Below are 18,948 nucleotides of genomic sequence, written 5' to 3'. Positions count from 1 at the left end.
GGTGCAGTGGGATCGTTGACCGCCTGGGGCGGTCCGCGGGTGTCTGGAGCGGCGGGGCCGCCTAGCTGTGGTGGCGTCGGCGCGTGGTGCGTTGACCGCTCCGGTGCCCGGGGTCCCGTCCCCGACCGCCGGCGGGCGCAGGCGCCTGCGGCGAAGGAGCCTGGTCGGCAGGACGCAGGCGGGCGGCTGCCCGCAGTCGCACTGGTGCTGAGCGGGGGTTGTGGTCGAGCTCGCGGGCATCGGCCTTCTCCGCGCCGTTGGTGATCAGCTCCAGGTAGGGACGGTCCGCCTCGGGGACGACCGGCAGGTCCTGGGGCGCCCGGGAGGTGGCTCCGTGGGCCAGCGCCCGCTTGACGATGCGGTCCTCCAGGGACTGGTAGGACTCCACCACGAGGCGTCCTCCCACGCGCAGGCTGTTGAGAGCCCGGGGCACGGCCCGCTCCAGGACGTCGAGCTCGGCGTTGACGGCGATGCGCAGCGCCTGGAAGGTCCGTTTGGCCGGGTGCCCACCGCTACGCCGAGCCGCTGCGGGCACGGACTGACGGACGAGCTCGGCCAGCTCCTGGGTGCTGGCCACCGGCTGCCCGGACTCGCGGCGACGCACGATGGCGGCGGCGATGCGCGAGGCGAAGCGCTCCTCGCCGTAGGTGCGCAGGATGCGGGTGAGCTCGACGGCGTCGGCAGTCTCCAGCAGGTCCTGGGCGGTCATTCCCGAGCCCTGGTCCATGCGCATGTCGAGAGGTGCCGGGCGGGCATAGGAGAAGCCCCGCGAGGCCTCGTCGAGCTGGAGGGAGGAGACCCCCAGATCCATGAGGACGGCGTCCACGGTTCCCTCAGCACGAGCGGAGTGCTCACGAGCCACCCGGCTGACGGCGTCGTAGGTCGTCTGAACCGCGATGAAGCGGTCCCCGAAGCGGGCCAGGCGCGCCGAGGCCAGCGCAATCGCCTCAGGGTCGCGGTCGATGCCCACGACCCTCAGGGACGGGAAGCGCTCGAGCGCGGCCTCGGTGTGGCCCCCCATGCCCAGGGTGCAGTCGATCATGACTGGCTGGGCCGGGCCTGCCGTCGACGCGCTGTCAGCAGCACCCTCGATGGCGGGGGCGAGCAGGTCCAGGCAGCGCTCAAGGAGCACCGGCTCGTGCCGGCCGATGGCGTCGGCAGCGGATGCCTGCGCCTGTGAGCTGGTCATGAGGCGTACTCCTTTCTGGTGCTGGACCGGGTACCCGACTGGCACTCAGTTGCTGATAGGTCTTCGATATCTGACGCTCCCCCGACAGACCGGGAGGCGGCCACCTCGCCAGGACTCCTCCCGTGGTTCCGGCGCCGGGGAAGAGGCGTCGGACTCGACATCGGGCGGAGACCTCACGAGATGGTTCACCAGAGCTCTGTTGGCGTCTGCGTGCGGTCCGTCGGGTGTTGTTCAGTTGTCGACAAGGTCGCGGGGTCAGAAGAAGCCGGGAATGATCTCCTCGGCCGTGTCGGCGAAGACCTGTTCCTGGGCGGCCAGGTAGGTGCTCCAGGACTCGGAGTCCCAGATCTCCACCCGGGCGCCGGCTCCGATCACCGCCAGGTCCTTCTTCAGGCCCGCGTAGGCCCTCAGCGGCGCCGGCAGCGTGATACGCCCCTGCTTGTCCGGGATCTGCGAGTCCGCCCCCGAGAGCATGACGCGCACGTAGTCACGCGCCTGCTTCTGAGCGAGGGGGGCCTCACGCAGCTGGGCGTACATGCGCTCGAACTCGGCGGCGGTGAAGGCGTACAGGCAGTGCTCCTGACCTCGGGTCAGGACCACACCGCCCGCAAGCTCTTCACGGAACTTCGCCGGGAGGATGAGACGGCCCTTCTCGTCCAGCTTGGGTGCATGCGTCCCCAGGAACATGAGCCACCTCCTTCCCCTCGACGACCCCGTGCACCCCACCTTACTCCACTTCCCTCCCTTTTCTCCCACCCCTCCTCCTCGACAGCATCACAACCGCATATCGCCGACGACGAAGCACCCATCCAGGCCTCTCACTTTTCGTTGGAATAACCGCAGTTCACTGCCTCCTCACACGAAGTGGAGGGAGGTGGAGGGCGGATGGAGGGAGGCCTTCACCACCACCTTCCTCGGCGTGGTGGATATCCAGGAAAAAAGCAGAGTCCACTCGGCCTGCATGCAGAGTTCGGGTGAGGCTCAGAGCCTCTGCACAGCGGTACGAGCAGAGCCGGGCCGCTCTTGAGGCAGCTCTTTCGAATCCGATGAGTTCCTTGAGATTCTCAGGATTCTGTCCCGACCTCGCGAGGTCCGCCGGGGGTTGATCGGCCCCTCCAGACGCTCAGGTCCTGTCTCGAACGGATGAGCGTTGGAGACAGGACCTGTGGGGCAGTGCCGGTGGGAGGGAAGCGGGGTGGTGGAGGGAAGTGGGGGTGGTGGAGGGAGATGGGGATCGGCGTGCGTTGACGCGGTCTGAGGGGCGCGGGGATGCGGGTGGAGCTGAGAGAGGAGGGGGCTGGTGTGAGCTGGTCAGTCCTCTGAGTCGCGCCTGCGATCCCAGCGCTCTGACTGGCGGTCCATGAAGGAGGAACGCTTCTTCCCGCCGTTGGCACCCTTGGCGGGCCTGTCTCGATCTGCCGCGGACTGACGTGGGCTCGTCGTGCTCTCGACCCGGGTCAGTGCCAGTGCCACCCCACCGACGGCCACGAGGAAGCCCGCGACCCCCAGCAGGATGGACAGGAGGTTGTGGGGCACTGAGACCCCTGCGATGAGAAGCGCCAGGCCGACCAGGACCAGGGCCACACCGCCACCGATGTGGCGGGGCGAGGGCCGTGAGAGCCGACGCTCCTGACGCTGGAAGGTCTGAGCCAGCTCGGGGTCATCCTCATGGAGCTGCGATTCCAGGTCTCGCAGGACCTGCTGCTCTCGCTCTGACAGTGCCATCATGCTCCTTGCTTCCGGGCGGGGCCGGGGATCTGCGCCGTAGTGGCCAGGATAAGCGCTGTGACGGCTCAGGAGAAACTCTCCGAGGAGGTTGGCCGGGACGCAGGTCGGCTCTCCTGCTCGGATCGACGAGGGCCTCGCCCGCGTCGCCCCTGCTGGCCGAGCGGCGCCTTGGTGGTGCCGCCTTCTGGTAGAAGACTGGCCGGGGCCAGCGCGTCGGCGCCCCACCTGCGGCGCACGGCGTCGGCGGCCCGCTCGGAGGCGCCGCGCCGCGGGTCCTCGTCCAGGAGGAGCTGCACACCATCGTCGGGGCGCAGCAGCCCCTCGACCCGTACCCCCAGGAGGCGAAAGCCGCCGGGCGGGGTGGGCAGGGCGGAGTAGAGCGAGGAGACGGTCTCCCAGATGTCCTGGGCGAGGTCGGTGGGAGTGGCCAGGGTGCGTGAGCGGGTGACGGTGGTGAAGTCGGCCCCTCGGGCCTTGAGGACGGCGACACGGCAGCGCAGGTCCGCCGCGCGCAGGCGGGCGGCGCACTGGTGGGTCTGGTCCAGCAGGACCCGCCGAGCGTGCTCCCGGTCGGTGAGGGTCTCGAAGAAGGTGGTCTCGGTGCCCACCGACTTCTCCTCGCGCACCGGCTCCACCCGGCGGGGGTCGACGCCGTGGGAGAGCTCGTGCAGGTGGTGTCCTGCGGCCCGGCCGAGGATCTTCTCCAGGCGGCGCGCGTCTGTGCCTGCCAAGGTGCGCACGTCCTGGATCCCCCACCTGGCCAGGATCTCCTGGGTCCGGGTGCCCACGCCCCACAGCGCCCCGACCGGCAGCACGTTGAGGAAGTCCTGCGTGGAGGCGGCCGGCACCAGGAGCAGTCCGTCGGGCTTGGCGTGGGAGGAGGCGAGCTTGGCGATGAACTTGGTGGAGGCGATGCCCACGGAGGCCGGAACGCCCACTCGCCGGCGTATCTCGGCGCGGATCCAGCGGCCGATGGTCACCGGGGAGCCCATGCGGCGCCTGGCCCCGGTCACGTCCAGGAAGGCCTCGTCGATGCTCACCTTCTCCAGGACGGGGGTGACCTCCGCCAGGACGGCCATAACCTGGGCGGAGACCCGGGAGTAGAGGCCGTGGCGCACGGGCAGGACCACGGCCTGGGGGCAGCGACGGGAGGCCTCGGCCATGGACATCGCCGAGGAGACGCCGAAGGCTCGGGCCTCGTAGGAGGCGGCCGAGACGACGCCCCGGCCGTCGCGGCCGCCGACGATGACAGGGCGGCCGGCCAGCTCGGGGTGCTCGAGGAGCTCGACCGAGGCGAAGAAGGCGTCCATGTCGACGTGGATGATGGGGGTGGCCGAGTCATCGTCCCCCCAGGACCGGCGCGCGGCCTGGGAACGGGGCGCCCTGCTCATCTCCACCTCCTCGACGACCGCGGCAGGTTCACCGGCTGACGGGACCGGAGGAGTCCGCCCGCGCTCCTCTCAGGCTACCGTGGGGCTGTGACACGTAGACGCAGGACCTCCGGGGCCCCGGCGCTGACCGGCCTGCCCCAGGGCCCGGTGCGCACCTCCTTGGCCACGGCCGAGCTCGTGGCGCGAGACACCGGGATCCTCCTCATGCTCGATGGCGCAGAGTCCTCCTTCCTGGACCTGCGCGACCCCTCCCACCTGGACTTCGAGTACCACCAGCAGATGGACGCGGTGCTCACGGCGCTGCGCGGCGAGGGCGATCCCCTCAGGGCGCTCCACCTGGGCGGGGCGGGCTGCGCCCTGGCCAGGGCGTGGGACGTGACCCGCCCCGGCTCCCAGCAGGTCGCCGTCGAGATCGATGAGATTCTCGCGAGCCAGGTGCGGACCTGGTTCGACCTGCCCCGATCCCCCAGGCTGAGAATCCGGGTCGGTGACGCCGCCAAGGTGGTCGCAGGGTTGCGGCCCGGCCAGTGGGACGTTGTGGTGCGTGACGTGTTCGACGGCGGGAGTGTGCCAGCCTCCTGCAGGAGCCAGGAGTTCCTCGACTCCTGCCTGAGGGCGCTGGCGCCTGACGGGTTGCTGCTGATCAACACCGCCTCCATGCCGCGCGCCCGGGCCGGCGCCGAGATCGCGGCGCTCACCAGGGCCCTGGGTGGGGACGTCTCCCGCGCAGTCATCGTCGCCGACCCCGCTGCGGTGCGTGGCAGGCGTCGGGGCAACCTGGTGCTGGTGGCCCGCCAGACCCCTTTCACGGCGGGCGAGCTCGAGGAGGTCGAGCGCGCGGTGCGCCGTCTGCCGCTGCCGGTGCGCACCTGGTCGCTCGACGACGCAGCGGTTCCGCGACCCGAGGGCGGCTAGCCCCCGTATGAGGCGTATGAGACGGCTGACCGGCGAAGCCGGCTCGGGGCCTCCCCGCACCGCCCAGTACTGTTCAGCCCCCGCGGCCGAGGTTCCAGCCCTGGGGCCCCAGGTCCCCGGAGTCGTTGGCCTCCAGGAAGGCCTCCAGGCGGGCACCGATCTCCTCGGCGCTGGGCAGGTTGAGGATCGGCGCGGAGGTGTCGACCTCATCGATGGCGATCCTGGGGGCCATGGCGTCGTACTGGGCCTCCAGGGCGGAGACGACGGCGCTGACCTCCGGCTGCTGGGCAGCCTCGGCGTTGATCTCGGCGCGGTTGATGCTGGCGGCGGCCTCGAGGTCCCCCACCGGCAGTGCCAGGCCGGTGGCCTGCACGATGGCGGTCAGCAGCGCCGAGGCCCCCTGCGGGAACTCGTCGCGGGCCACGTAGTGCGGGATCGCGGCCGAGACTCCACGGGAGTCCAGGCCCAGCTCACCCAGACGCAGCTCGAGGTAGGCCGACATCGACCCGGGCAGCTCAACGTGCCCGAAGAGCTCGGGCTGGTTGGGCAGCAGGTCGGGCTGGCTGCCGTGGTGGTGGACGTAGGTCGGGCGCGTGTGGGGCACGGCCATGGGGATGCCGCTCATGCCGACGGCCTGGCTCACGCCCATGGAGACCGCCAGGTGGGCCACGGCTCCGACGAACTCGTCCCAGCGGTAGTCCGGCTCGCTGCCGTGGAGCAGGAGGACGTCCTCGCCGTCGTCGTCATGGAGGAGGTCCAGGACCAGCTCGGGCATGATGACTGAGGAGTAGTTGTTGTGGACGAAGGTCATCGTGGGGCGCCTGGCGCGGTAGTCCACGAGGGCGTCGATGTCGAAGGTGGCGACACGCTCGCTGGGAAGCGTCATGAGCAGCTGGTCGACGGCCAGGGCGCCGGCGTTGCCCGCGTCCATGGCGCCCTCGAAGTGGTGGATGAGGACCCTCGGGGAGATCGGCTGATCCGCGGGGTGCTGGATGGTGAACAGTGGTCTCACAAGCCCGTCTCCTCCTGTCTGGTCTGATTCATCCTCCCGCAGCATCGGCCCGTCGGTGCGCTCGCCCGCCCTGACGGGCGAACGAGACCGACGGCGCCGGGGAGGGCGTGTCCGTGTCGTGCAATGGTCTCAGCATGGTCTGGGTTCAGCGCCCGGTGCGATCCCGTCTGAGTCGCTTCCTGGTCGAGCGATGTCGAGTGACCTCGGCTCAGTGACACGATTCGGCGTTTTATCAGGATTCGTCCGGGTGAGTGCCCGGGAACAGCGGTTAGCGTCCTGGGCACTCCTGCCAACACCGTCTGGATTGTCGATGTTCCCGCCCACGCCGGGTTCGGGCGCCTTGTTCGCCCTCGGCGTCCCCGTCGGGGCGTCAGCAGGAGAATAATGGGTCGACCGTACTGAAGCCATCACCGACCCCAGTACCCGTCAGCGTCAACCAGAGCCGACCAGCGCGCCCCACGTGCCTGCCGGCCAGAACCAGAACCGATGCGAGGCCTTGTGAGTCAGACGATCCCCTCTCGCCCACCGCACTCCCACCAGGAGGCGCCGTCGCGGGTGGAGGAAGATGCGGGCAGTGTCCGCGAGCGCGAGATGCGCGGTGAGCAGGTTGTCGTTGACCTCGCCTACAGCGAACTGGACCGTCAGCTGGCTCAGGCCCGTCACTCCCTTGCCCGCACCGAGGCCCAGGGCGTCAGCGGCACCCACCAGTCCCGCGGGGAGCGGGACGCCTACGCCGTGCACTACTCGTCGCTGGTCTCCTCCCTGGAGGGGGTCGAGGACCGTCTGGTCTTCGGGCGGATGGACATGAGCGGGTCAGCCGATGACGCGCCGGACTCGGGGCTCTCGGGGAAGGCCTCCGCCACCGGCTCCGGCCGGGGTACGGGCGGCTCCTCCCCGGTCACTGACGGGGGGCGGCGCCACTACGTGGGCCGTATCGGTCTGCAGGATGCTCAGCACCGTGAGGTGATCCTGGACTGGCGCGCCCCTCTTGCCCGGGCCTTCTATCAGGCCACGGCCTCCCGCCCCATGGGGCTGGTGCGTCGGCGGCACATCGATACCCGGGCCCGTCAGGTGCTCGGGGTGGAGGACGAGGTCCTGGACCTGGCCGCCCTGGAGGCCGGCGAGGCTCCATCCGGCTCGTCGGGGGCCGCCGTGGCCGCCGGGGACCTGCAGGGCGAGGGGGCGCTCATCGCCGCGATGTCCAGCGCCCGCGACGGCCGCATGGGTGACATCGTGGCCACGATCCAGGCCGAGCAGGACCGGGTCGTCACCTCCTCGGGACGCGGTGTGCTCGTGGTCCAGGGAGGCCCGGGGACGGGTAAGACGGCGGTGGCGCTGCACCGGGTGGCCTACCTGTTCTACTCCGAGCGCGAGCGCCTGGAACGCTCCGGCGTGCTCCTGGTGGGGCCGTCTCGCACCTTCCTGCGCTACGTGGAGCAGGTCCTGCCCTCCCTGGGTGAGACGGGGGTGGTCTCGACGACGATCGGAGACCTGGTTCCCGGGGTGCGGGCCACGGCGCAGGAGGACGCCCGCGTCGCCGAGCTCAAGGGGCGCTCCGTGTGGGTCAAGGCCCTGGAGCGGGCGGTGCGGGGCCTGCAGCGCGTCCCGGATGCTCCCCGTGAGATCGAGGTCCAGGGTGTGCGCCTGTCGCTGAGACCCGACGACGTGCGTGAGGCGGCCTCCCGGGCCCGTCGGGGCGGCAAGCCCCACAACCTGGCCCGTGAGGCCTTCGTGATCTGGCTCCTGGAGCGCCTGACCGACCAGTACGCGGCGGCCACGAACCAGGACGCCTCGGATGCTGACACGCGCGCCTGGATCCGGGAAGATATCCGTACCACCCGCGACGCCCGCCGGGAGATCAACCTGTGCTGGATGCCGACGACGCCCCAGGGGCTGCTGGAGCGGCTGTGGAGCCGGCCCGCCCTCCTGGAGCAGGTGGCGCCGTCCTTGAGCAAGCAGGAGCGCGCGCTGCTGCACCGTGAGCCGGGAAGTGCCCTGAGTGCGGCGGACATCCCGCTCATCGACGAGCTGGCCGAGCTGCTGGGTCCCAGTGAGGACGCCCAGGCCCGGCGCGCCCGCCTGGAGGCCCGCCGCCGCGAGGACCTGGTGGCCTACGCGGCCCAGGCGATCGAGTCCCAGGAGCTGGGCGGCGGGATGGTCAGTGCCGAGATGCTGGCCGACCGGGTCTCCCAGGGCGGCCCCACCCTCACTCTGGCCGAGCGGGCCCGGGCGGATCGGACGTGGACCTACGGGCACGTCGTCGTCGATGAGGCCCAGGAGCTGGGCACCATGGCCTGGCGGGCGCTGGCACGTCGCTGCCCGGTGCGCTCCTTCACGGTGGTGGGAGACCTGGCCCAGTACTCGGGCCCCCACGCCCCCGGCAGCTGGGGCGAGGTGCTCACCGCCCTGGGGACGGCGTCGGCTGAGGATACCGCGGAGGCCCAGGGCCGGTCCCGGTCGCAGTCCCGTCACCGGGCCCGTTCCCGCTCGCGGCAGGGCCGCCAGTCGGGGCGCTCGCGCGCAGGCTCGACCCCGCTGTGCGAGGAGGCGCTCAGCGTCTGCTACCGCACGCCGGCCACGATCATGGAGGTGGCTGAGCAGACGGTGACGCACCTGGGCCACCCGCCGGTCTACCCGGTGCGCTCGGTGCGCGACCTGCCCGGCTGTCTGGAGGTCACCGACCTGTCGCAGTCCCCTCAGGACGCCCAGCCCGATGCCTGGGCGAGTCTTTTGCGTGAGGTCGTCGCCCAGGAGTCGGCCCGCCTGGATGAGCAGGTGGGTGCCGGCGTCGGACGCATCGCGGTCATCTCCCCCTCCCCCGGGCGCACTGAGGCGCTGCTGCGCGAGGACCCGGGCCTGGCCGCGGCGATGGAGGCTCCGGGAGGCGACGTGCTGCGCTCGCGGCTGCTGGTGGTCGACCCGGTGCTGTCCAAGGGGCTGGAGTTTGACGTCGTGGTGCTCGTGGACCCGGCTGACGTCGGTGAGCGCAGCGCAGGCGACCTGTACGTGGCGATGACTCGCCCCACGCGCCGCCTGCGGGTGGTCAGTCGTCTGCCTCTGCCCCGGGGCCTGGAGCCGCGTTCCTCCGGCCGGTGAGCCGGATCGCACACGGCCGTCACCGCCACCAACCACGCAGGTTACGCCACCGTAGGTTACGGTTGCTCCTGAGTTCTCGTCGTCGTACCGGGCGGCACCCGTGGCGGACGAGGCCCTCCCTGTCAGGGGAAGGCTCACGACAGACAAGGGGGAAGACCCATGAGTGCTTCGCGCACGTCGGCACCCGCACTCACGCACGACACCGCACCGGTGGCCGGCTTGGACGCCTCTGACGATGAGGTCCTTCAGGCCGTCTACCGGCAGGCCGGGGTGCCTTCCACGATCCCGGCAGTCAGCGAGCCCCTGTCCTGCATGCTGCGCGACGCCGCCCGGGACTTCCCGGACCGGGTGGCCCTGGACTTCCTGGGCGCCACCACCACCTACTCCCAGCTGGAGACCCAGGTGGCGCGGGCCGCGGAGGCCCTGCGGGGCCTGGGGGTCGGGCGCGGGGACGTCGTCGGGGTCATTCTTCCCAACTGCCCTCAGCACGTGGTCGTGGCCTACGCGGCCTGGCGCATCGGGGCGATCGTGGCCGAGCACAACCCGCTGGCGCCCGCCGCCCAGCTGCGCGAGCAGTTCCACATTCACCGCGGGCGCGTCATCATCGCCTGGGAGAAGACCCTCGAGCGCCTCGTGGCGGCGGTGGGCTCCCTGGAGGCGGCGGGCCTGGGGGGCCTGAGCGTGTACTCGGTGGACCTGTCCCGTCATCTTCCGTTGCGCAGCCGCCTGGCCCTGAGGCTGCCGGTGGCCGCCGCCCGCACTCAGCGCCGCGAGCTGCGCGGCAGGATCCCTGCCGGGGTGCGCTCCTGGGACGACCTGGCCGCCGCCGCCATCCCCTTGGCCACGGGCTTCCCACTGCCGAGTGTCTCGGAGGCGGCGGCTCTGCTGTACACCGGCGGGACGACGGGCACGCCCAAGGCTGTGTGCCTGACCCATGAGAACCTGCGCTCCAACGCCGAGATGTCCTTGGCCTGGGCGTCTGGCACCACGAGCGCGGGCGAGGAGACCTTCTACGCCGTCCTGCCCTTCTTCCATGCCTTCGGCATGTCCCTGTCGCTGCTGTGCGCGGTGGGGCTGGCCGCCACCCAGGTGGTGCTGCCCAAGTTCGGGGCGGACCTGGTGCTGGCCGCCTGGAAGCGGCGCCCGGCCACCTTCTTCCCCGGGGTGCCGGTCATGTTCGACCGTCTGGTGACCCGGGCTCGGGCCACCGGGACGAACCTGTCCTCCTGCAAGATCGCCGTGTGCGGGGCGGCCCCCAACCCGCTGGCGGTGGCCCAGGCCTGGGAGGAGGCCACCGGCGGCACCATCATCGAGGGCTACGGAATGACCGAGTCCTCCCCCATCATCCTGGGCAACCCGATCTCGCCGGCGCGTCGTCCCGGCACCCTGGGGGTGCCCTACCCCTCCACGCAGGTGCGCCTGGTGGACCCTGAGGACGTCGAGCGCGAGGTGGCCCCCGGGGAGGTCGGCGAGCTGCTGGCCCGCGGCCCCCAGGTGTTCTCCGGCTACTGGGACAACCCCGAGGAGAGCGCCGAGGTGCTGCTGGACGGGGGCTGGCTGCGCACGGGCGACCTGGTGCGCCAGGAGGCAGACGGCTTCTACGTCATCGCCGACCGTCGCAAGGAGCTCATCATCTCCGGGGGCTTCAACATCTACCCCACGGAGGTGGAGGCAGCGGTCCGCTCGATGCCGCAGGTCGAGGACGTCGCCGTCGTCGGGTTGCCGGCCGAGGCCGGCAACGAGTCCGTCGTCGCCGCGATCCTTCCCAAGGAGGGCCAGACGGTCACCCTGGAGCAGGTGCGCGAGTGGGCGGCCAAGAACCTGTCCAACTACGCCCTGCCGCGCCAGATCGCGATCCTGACCGAGATGCCCCGCTCCCAGATCGGCAAGGTGCTGCGGCGCGTGGTGCGCGACGAGCTCCTGGCGGCCCGGGAGGCGGCCTCCGGGGCGGCGACGGCGGCGGCCGTGTCCATCGTCGAGCACTTCCCCGGCAGGGGTGAGCGCAAGGACGGCGGTCAGCAGGAGGGCGGCCAGGACGGCAAGGCCGGGCCGCCTGACAACGTGGCCTCCCGCTGAGGGCGCGCCCTCAGATCGCAGCCGTCCCAGATCACCCGACTGCTCCCACCCACAGCCCGATCCGACTCCACAGACATGACTGACAGCACGACCAACGCCGCCGCCTCACCACCGCAGGCCGCCCAGGACCACCGCCACTACCTGCGCCCGCACTACCAGCCCGGTATCCCCGCGGCGATCGAGGTTCCCGACGCGCCGCTCAGCGAGCTGCTGGAGACGGCGGCGCGCTTCTACCCCGACCGGGTCGCCATCGACTTCCTGGGTGCGGCCATGACCTACCGCGAGCTGCTGGAGGCCTCGGAGCGCGCGGCGCAGGTGCTGCGGACCTCGGGGGTGCACAGGGGCGACCGGGTGGCCCTCATCATGCCGAACTGTCCGCAGCACGCCGTGGCCCTCTACGGGGCGCTGCGCATCGGTGCGATCGTGGCCGAGCACAATCCGCTGGCGCCCGCCGAGGAGATCCGCTCCCAGCTGGATGCTCACGGGGCCCGGGTCGTCATCGTGTGGGAGAAGGGCATCGATCTCGTCACGGATGCGGCCGCTGGTTCGCGCTCCGGCGACGTGCTCCAGGGGCGCACGGTCTTCAGCGTGGATCTGTCAGCAGCGATGCCGGTGCGCCTGCGCGCCGCGCTGCGTCTCCCGGTGGAGCGGGCCCGCCGGCAGCGGGTCGCCTTCCGGGCCCAGAGCCTGCCTGCGGGGGTGCGCTCCTGGGACAAGGAGGTGGCCGGCGCTCACCGGATCCCCTCGCGCTTCCCCTACCCGGCCGGCTCCGACGTGGCGGTCCTGCTGCACACCGGCGGGACGACCGGCACACCTAAGGCGGCGATGCTCACGCACACCAATCTGCGGGCCAACGCCAACCAGGCCATCGCCTGGGTGCCGATGCTGCACGAGGGCGGGGAGAACTTCCTGTGCCTGCTGCCCTTCTTCCACGCCTTCGGGCTGACCTTCAACCTCTTCTGCGCGGTGCAGAAGGCCGCCACCCAGGTGATGCTGCCGAAGTTCTCGGTGGATCAGGTGCTCGCCGCGCACGAGCGGCGCCCCTTCACCTTCTTCGTCGGCGTGCCGGTCATGTTCGAGCGGATCCTCGACGGCGCTCAGAAGCGGGGCACGAGCCTGGGCACCCTGCGCTACGGGGTGTGCGGGGCGGCCCCGATGCCGCCGGAGGTCGGGGCCCGGTGGGAGAAGGCGACCGGTGGCTTCTTCGTCGAGGGCTACGGCATGACCGAGACGAGTCCGATCGTCGCGGGCACGCCCATGGGGCCCTCGCGCCGCCTGGGCGCTCTGGGACTGCCCTTCCCGTCCACGGACGTGCGCGTCGTGGACCCCGAGGACCCGGACCCCGACCGGGAGGTTCCCGACGGCGAGCCGGGCGAGCTGCTGGTGCGCGGCCCCCAGGTCTTCGCCGGCTACTGGGAGGACGAAGCGGCCACACAGGCCGCGATCCTGCCGGGCGGGTGGCTGCGCACAGGCGACATCGTGCGCCGGGAGGACTCCTTCCTGTGGATGGCCGACCGCAAGCGCGAGCTGATCCTCACCGGTGGCTTCAACGTCTACCCCAGTCAGGTGGAGGCGGCGATCCGTTCGATGGAGGGCGTGGCCGACGTCGCCGTGGTGGGGCTTCCCGACGGCGCTATGGGCGAGCTCGTGTGCACCGCCGTGGTCCTGGCCGAGGGGACCGCGCCGGGGTCGGTGACCCTGGAGGCGGTGCGGGAGCACGCCGAGCGGACGGTCCCGCGCTACGCGCTGCCGCACCGCCTGGAGATCGTCAAGGAGATGCCACGCTCCCAGATCGGCAAGATCCTGCGCCGCGTCGTGCGCGAGCGGGTGCTTGCCGGAGCCACGGAAGAGGGCTGAGCGGCCGCGGTACCGGTCGCCTCTGTGCCCGCCCGGGTCTTACGGGGTCAGTGCCCGCTCCCAGGGCTCCACGTCACCGGGGACGACCCGGAAGATCGGGTGCGCTTCAAGCCGCTCCGGCAGGGGCAGGAGCTCGGGGGCGCGCCCGGCCAGCTTGGCCTCAAGGTGCCTTCGTTCCAGGTCCATCTGCCCCTCGGTGACCGTCAGGCTGACGCCGACGCACTCCGGCTCAGGGACGTCAATGCGGGTGGTGTCAAAGCGGTAGCCGCGCCGAACGGCCTCCTCACGCAGCCCCCACAAGTAGGCGCCCACCGCCACCGCCGGGGTGACCGGATCAGGGGCGGCGCGGAAGCGCTCGAGCTGGGGGTGGTTGCGGTAGCCGCGGGTGCGTCCGGCCAGGACCGCCTGGGCCAGGAGTGTCTCGCGCCAGCAGGCCACCAGGCCGGCGCGGTCCAGGTGGCTCGGGTGCAGCGACCACATGCGCATCGCGGGCGCGCCCTGCTGGTTCTCAGAGCAGCCCGGAGGCGACCAGGACCTCACGCAGGGCGGCGACCTCGGTCTCCTCGGCGCGCACCAGGGGAAGGCGCAGGGAGGGGCTGGGCAGGCGTCCTTGGAGGTGCAGGGCCTCCTTGGCCATGACGGCCCCCTGCCCGCCACCCATGATGGCGTGGACCAAGGGACGCAGGCTCCGGGCGAGGGTGCGGGCGCTGGCCAGGTCCCCGGCGTCAACGGCGCCGATCATCTGGCGCCAGGAGTGGGCGTCGGCATGGGCGGCCACGGAGATGACGCCGGAGGCGCCGTGGGTGAGCCAGGCGAAGTTGAGGCCGTCGTCGCCGGAGTAGTACTCCAGGCCGGTGGACTCCATGCGCCGGAAGCCCTGCTCGACGTCACCGGTGGCGTCCTTGACGGCCTTGACGCGGGGGTTCTCGGCCAGGCGGGCCAGGGTCTCCTCGGTGATCTTCACGCCGGTGCGCCCGGGGATGTCGTAGACCATGACGGGCAGGTCGGTGGCCTCCACGACGGCGTTGATGTGCTGGTAGACGCCCTCCTGGCTGGGGCGGTTGTAGTAGGGGGCGTTGATGAGCAGGCCCTCGGCGCCGGCCTCCTGGGAGGCCACGCCGATGCGCACCGCGTGGGCGGTGTCGTTGGAGCCGGCGCCGGCCATGACCATGGCGCGCCCGTCCAGGGCGTCCTTGACCTGACGGATCAGCTCCTGCTTCTCGGGAGTGTGAGTGGTCGGGGACTCACCGGTGGTGCCCGACAGGAGGATCAGGTCGGCGCCGTCATCGACCAGGCTGACCGCCAGGGCACGGGCGGTGTCGAAGTCGACCTCCCCACTGGGCGTGAAGGGGGTGACCATGGCGACGCCGACGGAACCGAAGCTGCGGGAGGGGGCTGCGCTCATGGCGCCACCCTAACGCGGGCCGGGCGTACGGAAGATGCGTTCTCACGATCTGTCAGATAGGCGAGCAGCGGACAGACTACAGGCCGATTATGTCCGAATGGGACGACTTTGGAGTCTCCGGCCCTCACCACTGCTGGGCCGGAACCCCTCCGACCTGCACAAACGCAATCTGGCTCCGTGAAACGCTCCAGTCAAAGTCGTCCCATTCGGACACTTTCCCGCCACCCGCCTGGCCACCGAGCGTTCTCCAGGCCTTGCGCCCATGGCACCCGGGCCTCCGACATCGATATGCACAAGGTCCTAGGCTCGAGTCATGGACTCCTCGACCCCCGCAAGCTTCTCGCCTTCCGGCAGCCGGGACGAATCCTCTGTTCTGGGCGCTGATCCGTTGGCCGGACTCGGCTCCGATCTGAACATGCGCGCACCTCACCAGCACTCCCCCGGCACTCATGACCTGCATGATCACGATGACCCTCAGGCACCGGGGGGATTCGTGCGCCCTGCTAGGGCGGCGGACCTGACGGCGATCGGGCAGGTCCAGGCCGCCACCATGCTCGCCTCTCTTGAGGCCGGCCACACCGCCGAGCACAGTGCCCCGCTGCCCGAGGGCGTGCGGGCGATGATCGCCGCCCCGGTCATCGCGGCGGGCTGGGAGGCGGCGGTGACTGAGCCGCCCTCGCCCGAGCACCACGTCCTGGTGGCCACCACCGCCCAGGCGGATGCTGTGAGCCGGACGGTGGTGGGTCTGCTGGGCCTGGCCCCCACCCAGTCCATGGACGCCGAGGGGCACGTCGACGAGTCCGGAGTACGGGCCGTGGAGGTCACGGCCCTGGGCGTGGAGCCGGCCAGTCAGCGCCGCGGGCACGGCTCCCGGCTCCTGGCGGCGGCCGTGGACCTGGCCCGGCAGGACGGCGCCAGGGCGCTCGTGGCCTGGGCGGTGCGCGGGGATCAGTCGGTCAGCCGGCTCCTGTCCTCGGTGGGCATGGCGCCCACCGGGGCGCACCGGGTGCTCGGCGTCGGTGCGGGCATCACAGAGGACTGCTGGGCGGCCTCGCTGTAGCACCTCACCGGCCCCCTACCCGGCCCCAACCGGCTCCCGACAGCCCCGTCTCAGAGGTCGAGCAGGGCGTCCAGGCCGATGGTCAGGCCGGAGCGGCTGGAGACCTGCCGCACGGCGAGGACCACGCCGGGCATGAAGGAGGCCCGGTCGAAGGAGTCGGTGCGGATGGTCAGCTGCTCACCGGGGTTGCCGAGCACGACCTCCTCGTGGGCGGTCAGCCCCCGCAGGCGCACGGCGTGGACGTGCACGCCATCGACCACCGCCCCGCGAGCGCCGTCGGGGTCTGCCTGGGTGGCGTCCGGCATGGCGCCCAGGCCCGCCTCGGCGCGGGCCTCGGCAATGCCCTGGGCGGTGGCGACCGCGGTGCCCGAGGGCGCGTCGACCTTGTTGGGGTGGTGGAGCTCGATGACCTCGGCGGACTCGAAGTAGGGGGCGGCCTTCGCGGCGAAGCTCATGGCCAGCACGGCGGACAGGGCGAAGTTGGGGGCGATGAGGACGCTGCGGCCGGCGGCCTCGGGGCGGGCCAGGTGCTCGCGGACGCGCCCGTAGGACTCCTCGTTCCAGCCGGTGGTGCCCACGACGACGTCCACTCCGGCGTCGAGCAGGGCGTGGACGTTGGCCTCGGTGACACTGGGGACGGTGAAGTCGACGGCGACGTCGGCGCCCACCAGGTGCTCGGCGTCGAGGGCGTCCCCCACGTCCAGGCGGGCCACGAGCTCAAGGCCCTCGGCGTCTTCCACCGCCTTGCAGACGGTCGATCCCATGCGCCCGGCGGCGCCCACAACAGCTACGCGAATCGTCATAACCCCACCCTAGCGACTGACGTGCACATCAAACGCGACGGCGCAGAACCAACTGCATGCAAGTGCCGACTCAAAACCACAAGTGAGAGTCCCGCCACACTTATTCACAATTACTTGTTTTGATACAAGTACATGTCATTCTTAGGGCATGAGCCCCATGGACCGACTTCTTGCACATCTGCGACTCACGGCGGAGGCCAGCCAGAGCGCCAAGGATCGGGCGGTCCTTGACAGTGGGCTGACCAAGGCCCAGTACAACGCCCTGCTCATGCTGCGACACTCCGGGGAGGCCACAACCACCCAGCTGGCGCGGGACTGCAACATCTCCCAGCAGGCCATGAGTCAGACCGTCAGACGGCTCAGGGAGGCGGAGTTCATCACCTCTCAGCCATCCCCACACGGCGGCAGGGCGCTCGTCCTACGACTGAGCGACCGAGGGGGAAGCAGCCTGGCGACAGCCGACGAGAGAGTCCGCGCCCTGGAGCGGTCACTCCAGGACGCAGCCGCACCGACCAAGGTTGACGACCTTCTGGCCGCTCTGGAGCGGATTCGTGCGGCAGCCACACTCTATGACTGAATACTGAGACAGAATGTCCATATAGAGATACAGGGTGGTTAGGTTGACGGCATGCCCACCAACCTCACTTCATCACCGCGTCAGCACACCTCGAACCGACGGACACTCACCAGCACCCTCACCACACAGCCGGGGAGCAGGTGGCGGTACCTCGCAAGCATCAGCTGTGCAGCACTCCTGTGCTGCACCGCCTGCTCCCCCATCTCCACCACTGATACATCCACCTCCACGGCAGCAACGTCACCGGCAAGTGCTTCAGCAGCCTCAGCACCGGAAGATCCTTACAAGAGGCTACCGAAGGTGCCGAGCCTGTCTGTGAGCAGCCAGACCCTCACGGACGGGGCGGCTCTGCCCCGAGCCCAGATGTCAGGCATCTTCGGGGTCCCGAACGGACAGGACCAGTCGCCCCAGTTGCAGTGGAGCCCCGGACCCAAGGGAACCAAGAGCTATGTCGTCACCATGTATGACATTGACGCACCGACCGGCTCCGGGTTCTGGCACTGGGCGGTGCACGGCCTCCCAGCCACTACCACCACACTGCCGGCAGGTGCGGGTGACGCCAACTCGACGCTGCTTCCCCCCGGAGCGGTTCAGATCCCCAACGATGCCGGCATGCCCCGCTACCTGGGCGCGGCCCCGCCCAAGGGCGACTCACCGCATCGGTACTACTTCACCGTAACCGCTCTCGACATCGAGCAACTGCCAGAGTCGGGCACCACCACTCCGGAGATGCTCGGCTTCACCATCAGTACCCACACGCTGGCCCGCGGTCACCTCATGGCAACGGCCGCCCCGGCCTAGGTGTACTTCCCTGTGAGGTTGTGAACGCGGTTGGCGGGGGTTTGGCCGTCCAGGGCGGTGTGGGGTCGGTGGTGGTTGTAGTGGTGGAGCCAGGTCTGGTAGGCGGCCTCGCGCTGGGTCTGGCTGGTGTAGGTGTGGGCGTAGGCCCACTCGAGGGCCAGAGTACGGTTAAAGCGCTCGACCTTGCCGTTGGTCTGGGGCCGGTAGGGGCGGGTGTAGCGGTGCTTGACGCCGCGGCTGCGGACAGGACCTGGTTAAAGTCCCGTGAGCGGTAGCAGGCCCCGTTATCGGTCATGACAGCCTGGACGGTGACGCCCAGGTCCTCAAAGAACGCGTTGGCGCGCTGAAAGAACCCGGCAGCGGTCTGCTTGCGCTCATCATCGAGGATCTCGGAGTAGACCACACGCGAGTAGTCGTCTATCGCGTGGTGGATGTACCGATAGCCTCCCACCGGGCCGCCCCGACGGCGGGTGCGGGTCTTGGCGCGGTCCGCGGCCAGGGCGGGCGCTGAGCCCCGTCCGTGAGCGCGCCAGCCCCCGCCGTCGGGGACGCGGCCAAGCTTCTTGATATCGAGATGGACCAGCTCCCCGGGACTGGTCTTCTCATAGCGCACCGGCACCGGGCGGCGCACCACCAGCCCGGTGGCCTGATCCACCTCGGTCAGGCGGGGCATGCTGTACCAGGCCAGAACGCGCCCCACAGTGGAGCGTGCCAGGCCCAGGTGGTAGGCGATGCGGTGGGGCCCCCACCGGCGGTTGAACCTCAAGGCGATGATGCGCCGCTCAGTGCGCCTTGCCAGCCGTCCTGGGCTGTGGTGGGGGCTCCAGGAGCGGTCCTCCAGGGGCTGGCCGGCGAGACCTGGAAGCGTTCGGCCACCCGGCGCACAGGCCAGCCTTCTTCCACCACCAGACGGGCAAGACGACGACGCCCCTCAGGGGTCAGCGGTGCGTTAGCGTGGGTCATGAAGGCCTCCGGTCAGTGATGCGAGCGTGTCAACCCACATCCTGCCGGAGGCCTTCACACAACCTCAGCCCCGTT

The 18,948-nt window shown here is 70.7% G+C and carries 15 protein-coding genes and 1 pseudogene; 7 read left to right on the top strand and 9 right to left on the bottom strand.

The annotated features are described in order from the left end of the window. Positions 1-61 precede the first annotated feature (61 nt). The 4 genes from rsmH to dinB form a co-directional block, all read right to left on the bottom strand. Complete coding sequence (gene rsmH, locus HMPREF2883_RS10790; RefSeq protein WP_070662160.1) at positions 62-1,189, bottom strand: 16S rRNA (cytosine(1402)-N(4))-methyltransferase RsmH; 1,128 nt, start codon at positions 1,187-1,189, stop codon at positions 62-64. Between the two features lie 255 nt (positions 1,190-1,444). Continuing rightward, positions 1,445-1,876: a division/cell wall cluster transcriptional repressor MraZ gene (mraZ, locus tag HMPREF2883_RS10785; RefSeq protein ID WP_003786301.1), complete on the bottom strand. Its 432-nt coding sequence runs from the start codon at positions 1,874-1,876 to the stop codon at positions 1,445-1,447. Positions 1,877-2,500: 624 nt separating this feature from the next. Further along, positions 2,501-2,914 carry a DUF3040 domain-containing protein gene (locus tag HMPREF2883_RS10780; protein WP_070662157.1) on the bottom strand — a complete coding sequence of 138 codons (414 nt, stop codon included), beginning with the start codon at positions 2,912-2,914 and terminating at the stop codon, positions 2,501-2,503. Positions 2,915-2,982: 68 nt separating this feature from the next. Next, positions 2,983-4,308 (bottom strand): DNA polymerase IV, encoded by a 1,326-nt coding sequence (gene dinB, locus HMPREF2883_RS10775; protein ID WP_070662155.1) that lies wholly within the window; start codon positions 4,306-4,308, stop codon positions 2,983-2,985. Positions 4,309-4,395: 87 nt separating this feature from the next. Between dinB and HMPREF2883_RS10770 the strand changes: the two genes are divergently transcribed. Then, positions 4,396-5,223 (top strand): spermidine synthase, encoded by an 828-nt coding sequence (locus HMPREF2883_RS10770; protein WP_256277447.1) that lies wholly within the window; start codon positions 4,396-4,398, stop codon positions 5,221-5,223. Positions 5,224-5,296: 73 nt separating this feature from the next. On the opposite strand, the gene HMPREF2883_RS10765 is transcribed toward HMPREF2883_RS10770, so the two are convergent. After that, positions 5,297-6,235, bottom strand: coding sequence for a PAC2 family protein (locus tag HMPREF2883_RS10765; protein ID WP_070662151.1), 939 nt, complete (start codon positions 6,233-6,235; stop codon positions 5,297-5,299). A 486-nt stretch (positions 6,236-6,721) separates the two neighbouring features. On the opposite strand from HMPREF2883_RS10765, the gene HMPREF2883_RS10760 reads away from it, so the two are divergent. The 3 genes from HMPREF2883_RS10760 to HMPREF2883_RS10750 all read left to right on the top strand — a co-directional run bounded on the left by HMPREF2883_RS10760 (position 6,722) and on the right by HMPREF2883_RS10750 (position 13,264). Then, positions 6,722-9,331 carry a HelD family protein gene (locus HMPREF2883_RS10760; protein ID WP_070662148.1) on the top strand — a complete coding sequence of 870 codons (2,610 nt, stop codon included), beginning with the start codon at positions 6,722-6,724 and terminating at the stop codon, positions 9,329-9,331. A 159-nt stretch (positions 9,332-9,490) separates the two neighbouring features. Further along, positions 9,491-11,407, top strand: coding sequence for an AMP-binding protein (locus tag HMPREF2883_RS10755; protein ID WP_070662146.1), 1,917 nt, complete (start codon positions 9,491-9,493; stop codon positions 11,405-11,407). Positions 11,408-11,482: 75 nt separating this feature from the next. Next, positions 11,483-13,264, top strand: coding sequence for an AMP-binding protein (locus tag HMPREF2883_RS10750; protein ID WP_070662143.1), 1,782 nt, complete (start codon positions 11,483-11,485; stop codon positions 13,262-13,264). Positions 13,265-13,303: 39 nt separating this feature from the next. On the opposite strand, the gene HMPREF2883_RS10745 is transcribed toward HMPREF2883_RS10750, so the two are convergent. After that, positions 13,304-13,750, bottom strand: coding sequence for a pyrimidine dimer DNA glycosylase/endonuclease V (locus tag HMPREF2883_RS10745; protein WP_081381610.1), 447 nt, complete (start codon positions 13,748-13,750; stop codon positions 13,304-13,306). Between the two features lie 22 nt (positions 13,751-13,772). Next, positions 13,773-14,669 carry a 4-hydroxy-tetrahydrodipicolinate synthase gene (dapA, locus tag HMPREF2883_RS10740; RefSeq protein WP_070662140.1) on the bottom strand — a complete coding sequence of 299 codons (897 nt, stop codon included), beginning with the start codon at positions 14,667-14,669 and terminating at the stop codon, positions 13,773-13,775. Positions 14,670-14,982: 313 nt separating this feature from the next. Between dapA and HMPREF2883_RS10735 the strand changes: the two genes are divergently transcribed. Continuing rightward, entirely contained in the window at positions 14,983-15,729 is a 747-nt protein-coding gene (locus HMPREF2883_RS10735) for a GNAT family N-acetyltransferase (RefSeq protein WP_070662138.1), read from the top strand. A 50-nt stretch (positions 15,730-15,779) separates the two neighbouring features. On the opposite strand, the gene dapB is transcribed toward HMPREF2883_RS10735, so the two are convergent. Beyond that, positions 15,780-16,532 carry a 4-hydroxy-tetrahydrodipicolinate reductase gene (dapB, locus tag HMPREF2883_RS10730; RefSeq protein ID WP_070662135.1) on the bottom strand — a complete coding sequence of 251 codons (753 nt, stop codon included), beginning with the start codon at positions 16,530-16,532 and terminating at the stop codon, positions 15,780-15,782. Between the two features lie 148 nt (positions 16,533-16,680). Between dapB and HMPREF2883_RS10725 the strand changes: the two genes are divergently transcribed. Then, complete coding sequence (locus tag HMPREF2883_RS10725) at positions 16,681-17,109, top strand: MarR family winged helix-turn-helix transcriptional regulator (RefSeq protein ID WP_070662132.1); 429 nt, start codon at positions 16,681-16,683, stop codon at positions 17,107-17,109. Positions 17,110-17,424: 315 nt separating this feature from the next. Continuing rightward, entirely contained in the window at positions 17,425-17,910 is a 486-nt protein-coding gene (locus tag HMPREF2883_RS10720; protein ID WP_256277446.1) for a YbhB/YbcL family Raf kinase inhibitor-like protein, read from the top strand. On the opposite strand, the pseudogene HMPREF2883_RS14345 reads toward HMPREF2883_RS10720, so the two are convergent. Beyond that, a pseudogene (locus tag HMPREF2883_RS14345) lies at positions 17,907-18,873 on the bottom strand (IS481 family transposase). The gene HMPREF2883_RS10720 and the pseudogene HMPREF2883_RS14345 sit on opposite strands and share 4 nt — an antisense overlap. Positions 18,874-18,948 lie beyond the last annotated feature (75 nt).

The organism is Actinomyces sp. HMSC075C01 (genome assembly GCF_001812965.1).
GTDB classification, from domain to species: domain Bacteria; phylum Actinomycetota; class Actinomycetes; order Actinomycetales; family Actinomycetaceae; genus Actinomyces; species Actinomyces acetigenes.
This window is presented reverse-complemented; position numbering and strand designations above follow the sequence as displayed.

Bases quoted from the DNA above. Each gene is read 5' to 3' on its own strand.
- HMPREF2883_RS10760 (WP_070662148.1), top strand. From the start codon at position 6,722: ATGCGAGGCCTTGTGAGTCAGACGATCCCCTCTCGCCCACCGCACTCC.
- HMPREF2883_RS10725 (WP_070662132.1), top strand. From the start codon at position 16,681: ATGAGCCCCATGGACCGACTTCTTGCACATCTGCGACTCACGGCGGAG.
- HMPREF2883_RS10745 (WP_081381610.1), bottom strand. From the start codon at position 13,750: ATGCGCATGTGGTCGCTGCACCCGAGCCACCTGGACCGCGCCGGCCTG.
- rsmH (WP_070662160.1), bottom strand. From the start codon at position 1,189: ATGACCAGCTCACAGGCGCAGGCATCCGCTGCCGACGCCATCGGCCGG.
- HMPREF2883_RS10735 (WP_070662138.1), top strand. From the start codon at position 14,983: ATGGACTCCTCGACCCCCGCAAGCTTCTCGCCTTCCGGCAGCCGGGAC.
- dinB (WP_070662155.1), bottom strand. From the start codon at position 4,308: ATGAGCAGGGCGCCCCGTTCCCAGGCCGCGCGCCGGTCCTGGGGGGAC.
- HMPREF2883_RS10780 (WP_070662157.1), bottom strand. From the start codon at position 2,914: ATGGCACTGTCAGAGCGAGAGCAGCAGGTCCTGCGAGACCTGGAATCG.
- HMPREF2883_RS10750 (WP_070662143.1), top strand. From the start codon at position 11,483: ATGACTGACAGCACGACCAACGCCGCCGCCTCACCACCGCAGGCCGCC.
- HMPREF2883_RS10755 (WP_070662146.1), top strand. From the start codon at position 9,491: ATGAGTGCTTCGCGCACGTCGGCACCCGCACTCACGCACGACACCGCA.
- mraZ (WP_003786301.1), bottom strand. From the start codon at position 1,876: ATGTTCCTGGGGACGCATGCACCCAAGCTGGACGAGAAGGGCCGTCTC.
- dapA (WP_070662140.1), bottom strand. From the start codon at position 14,669: ATGAGCGCAGCCCCCTCCCGCAGCTTCGGTTCCGTCGGCGTCGCCATG.
- dapB (WP_070662135.1), bottom strand. From the start codon at position 16,532: ATGACGATTCGCGTAGCTGTTGTGGGCGCCGCCGGGCGCATGGGATCG.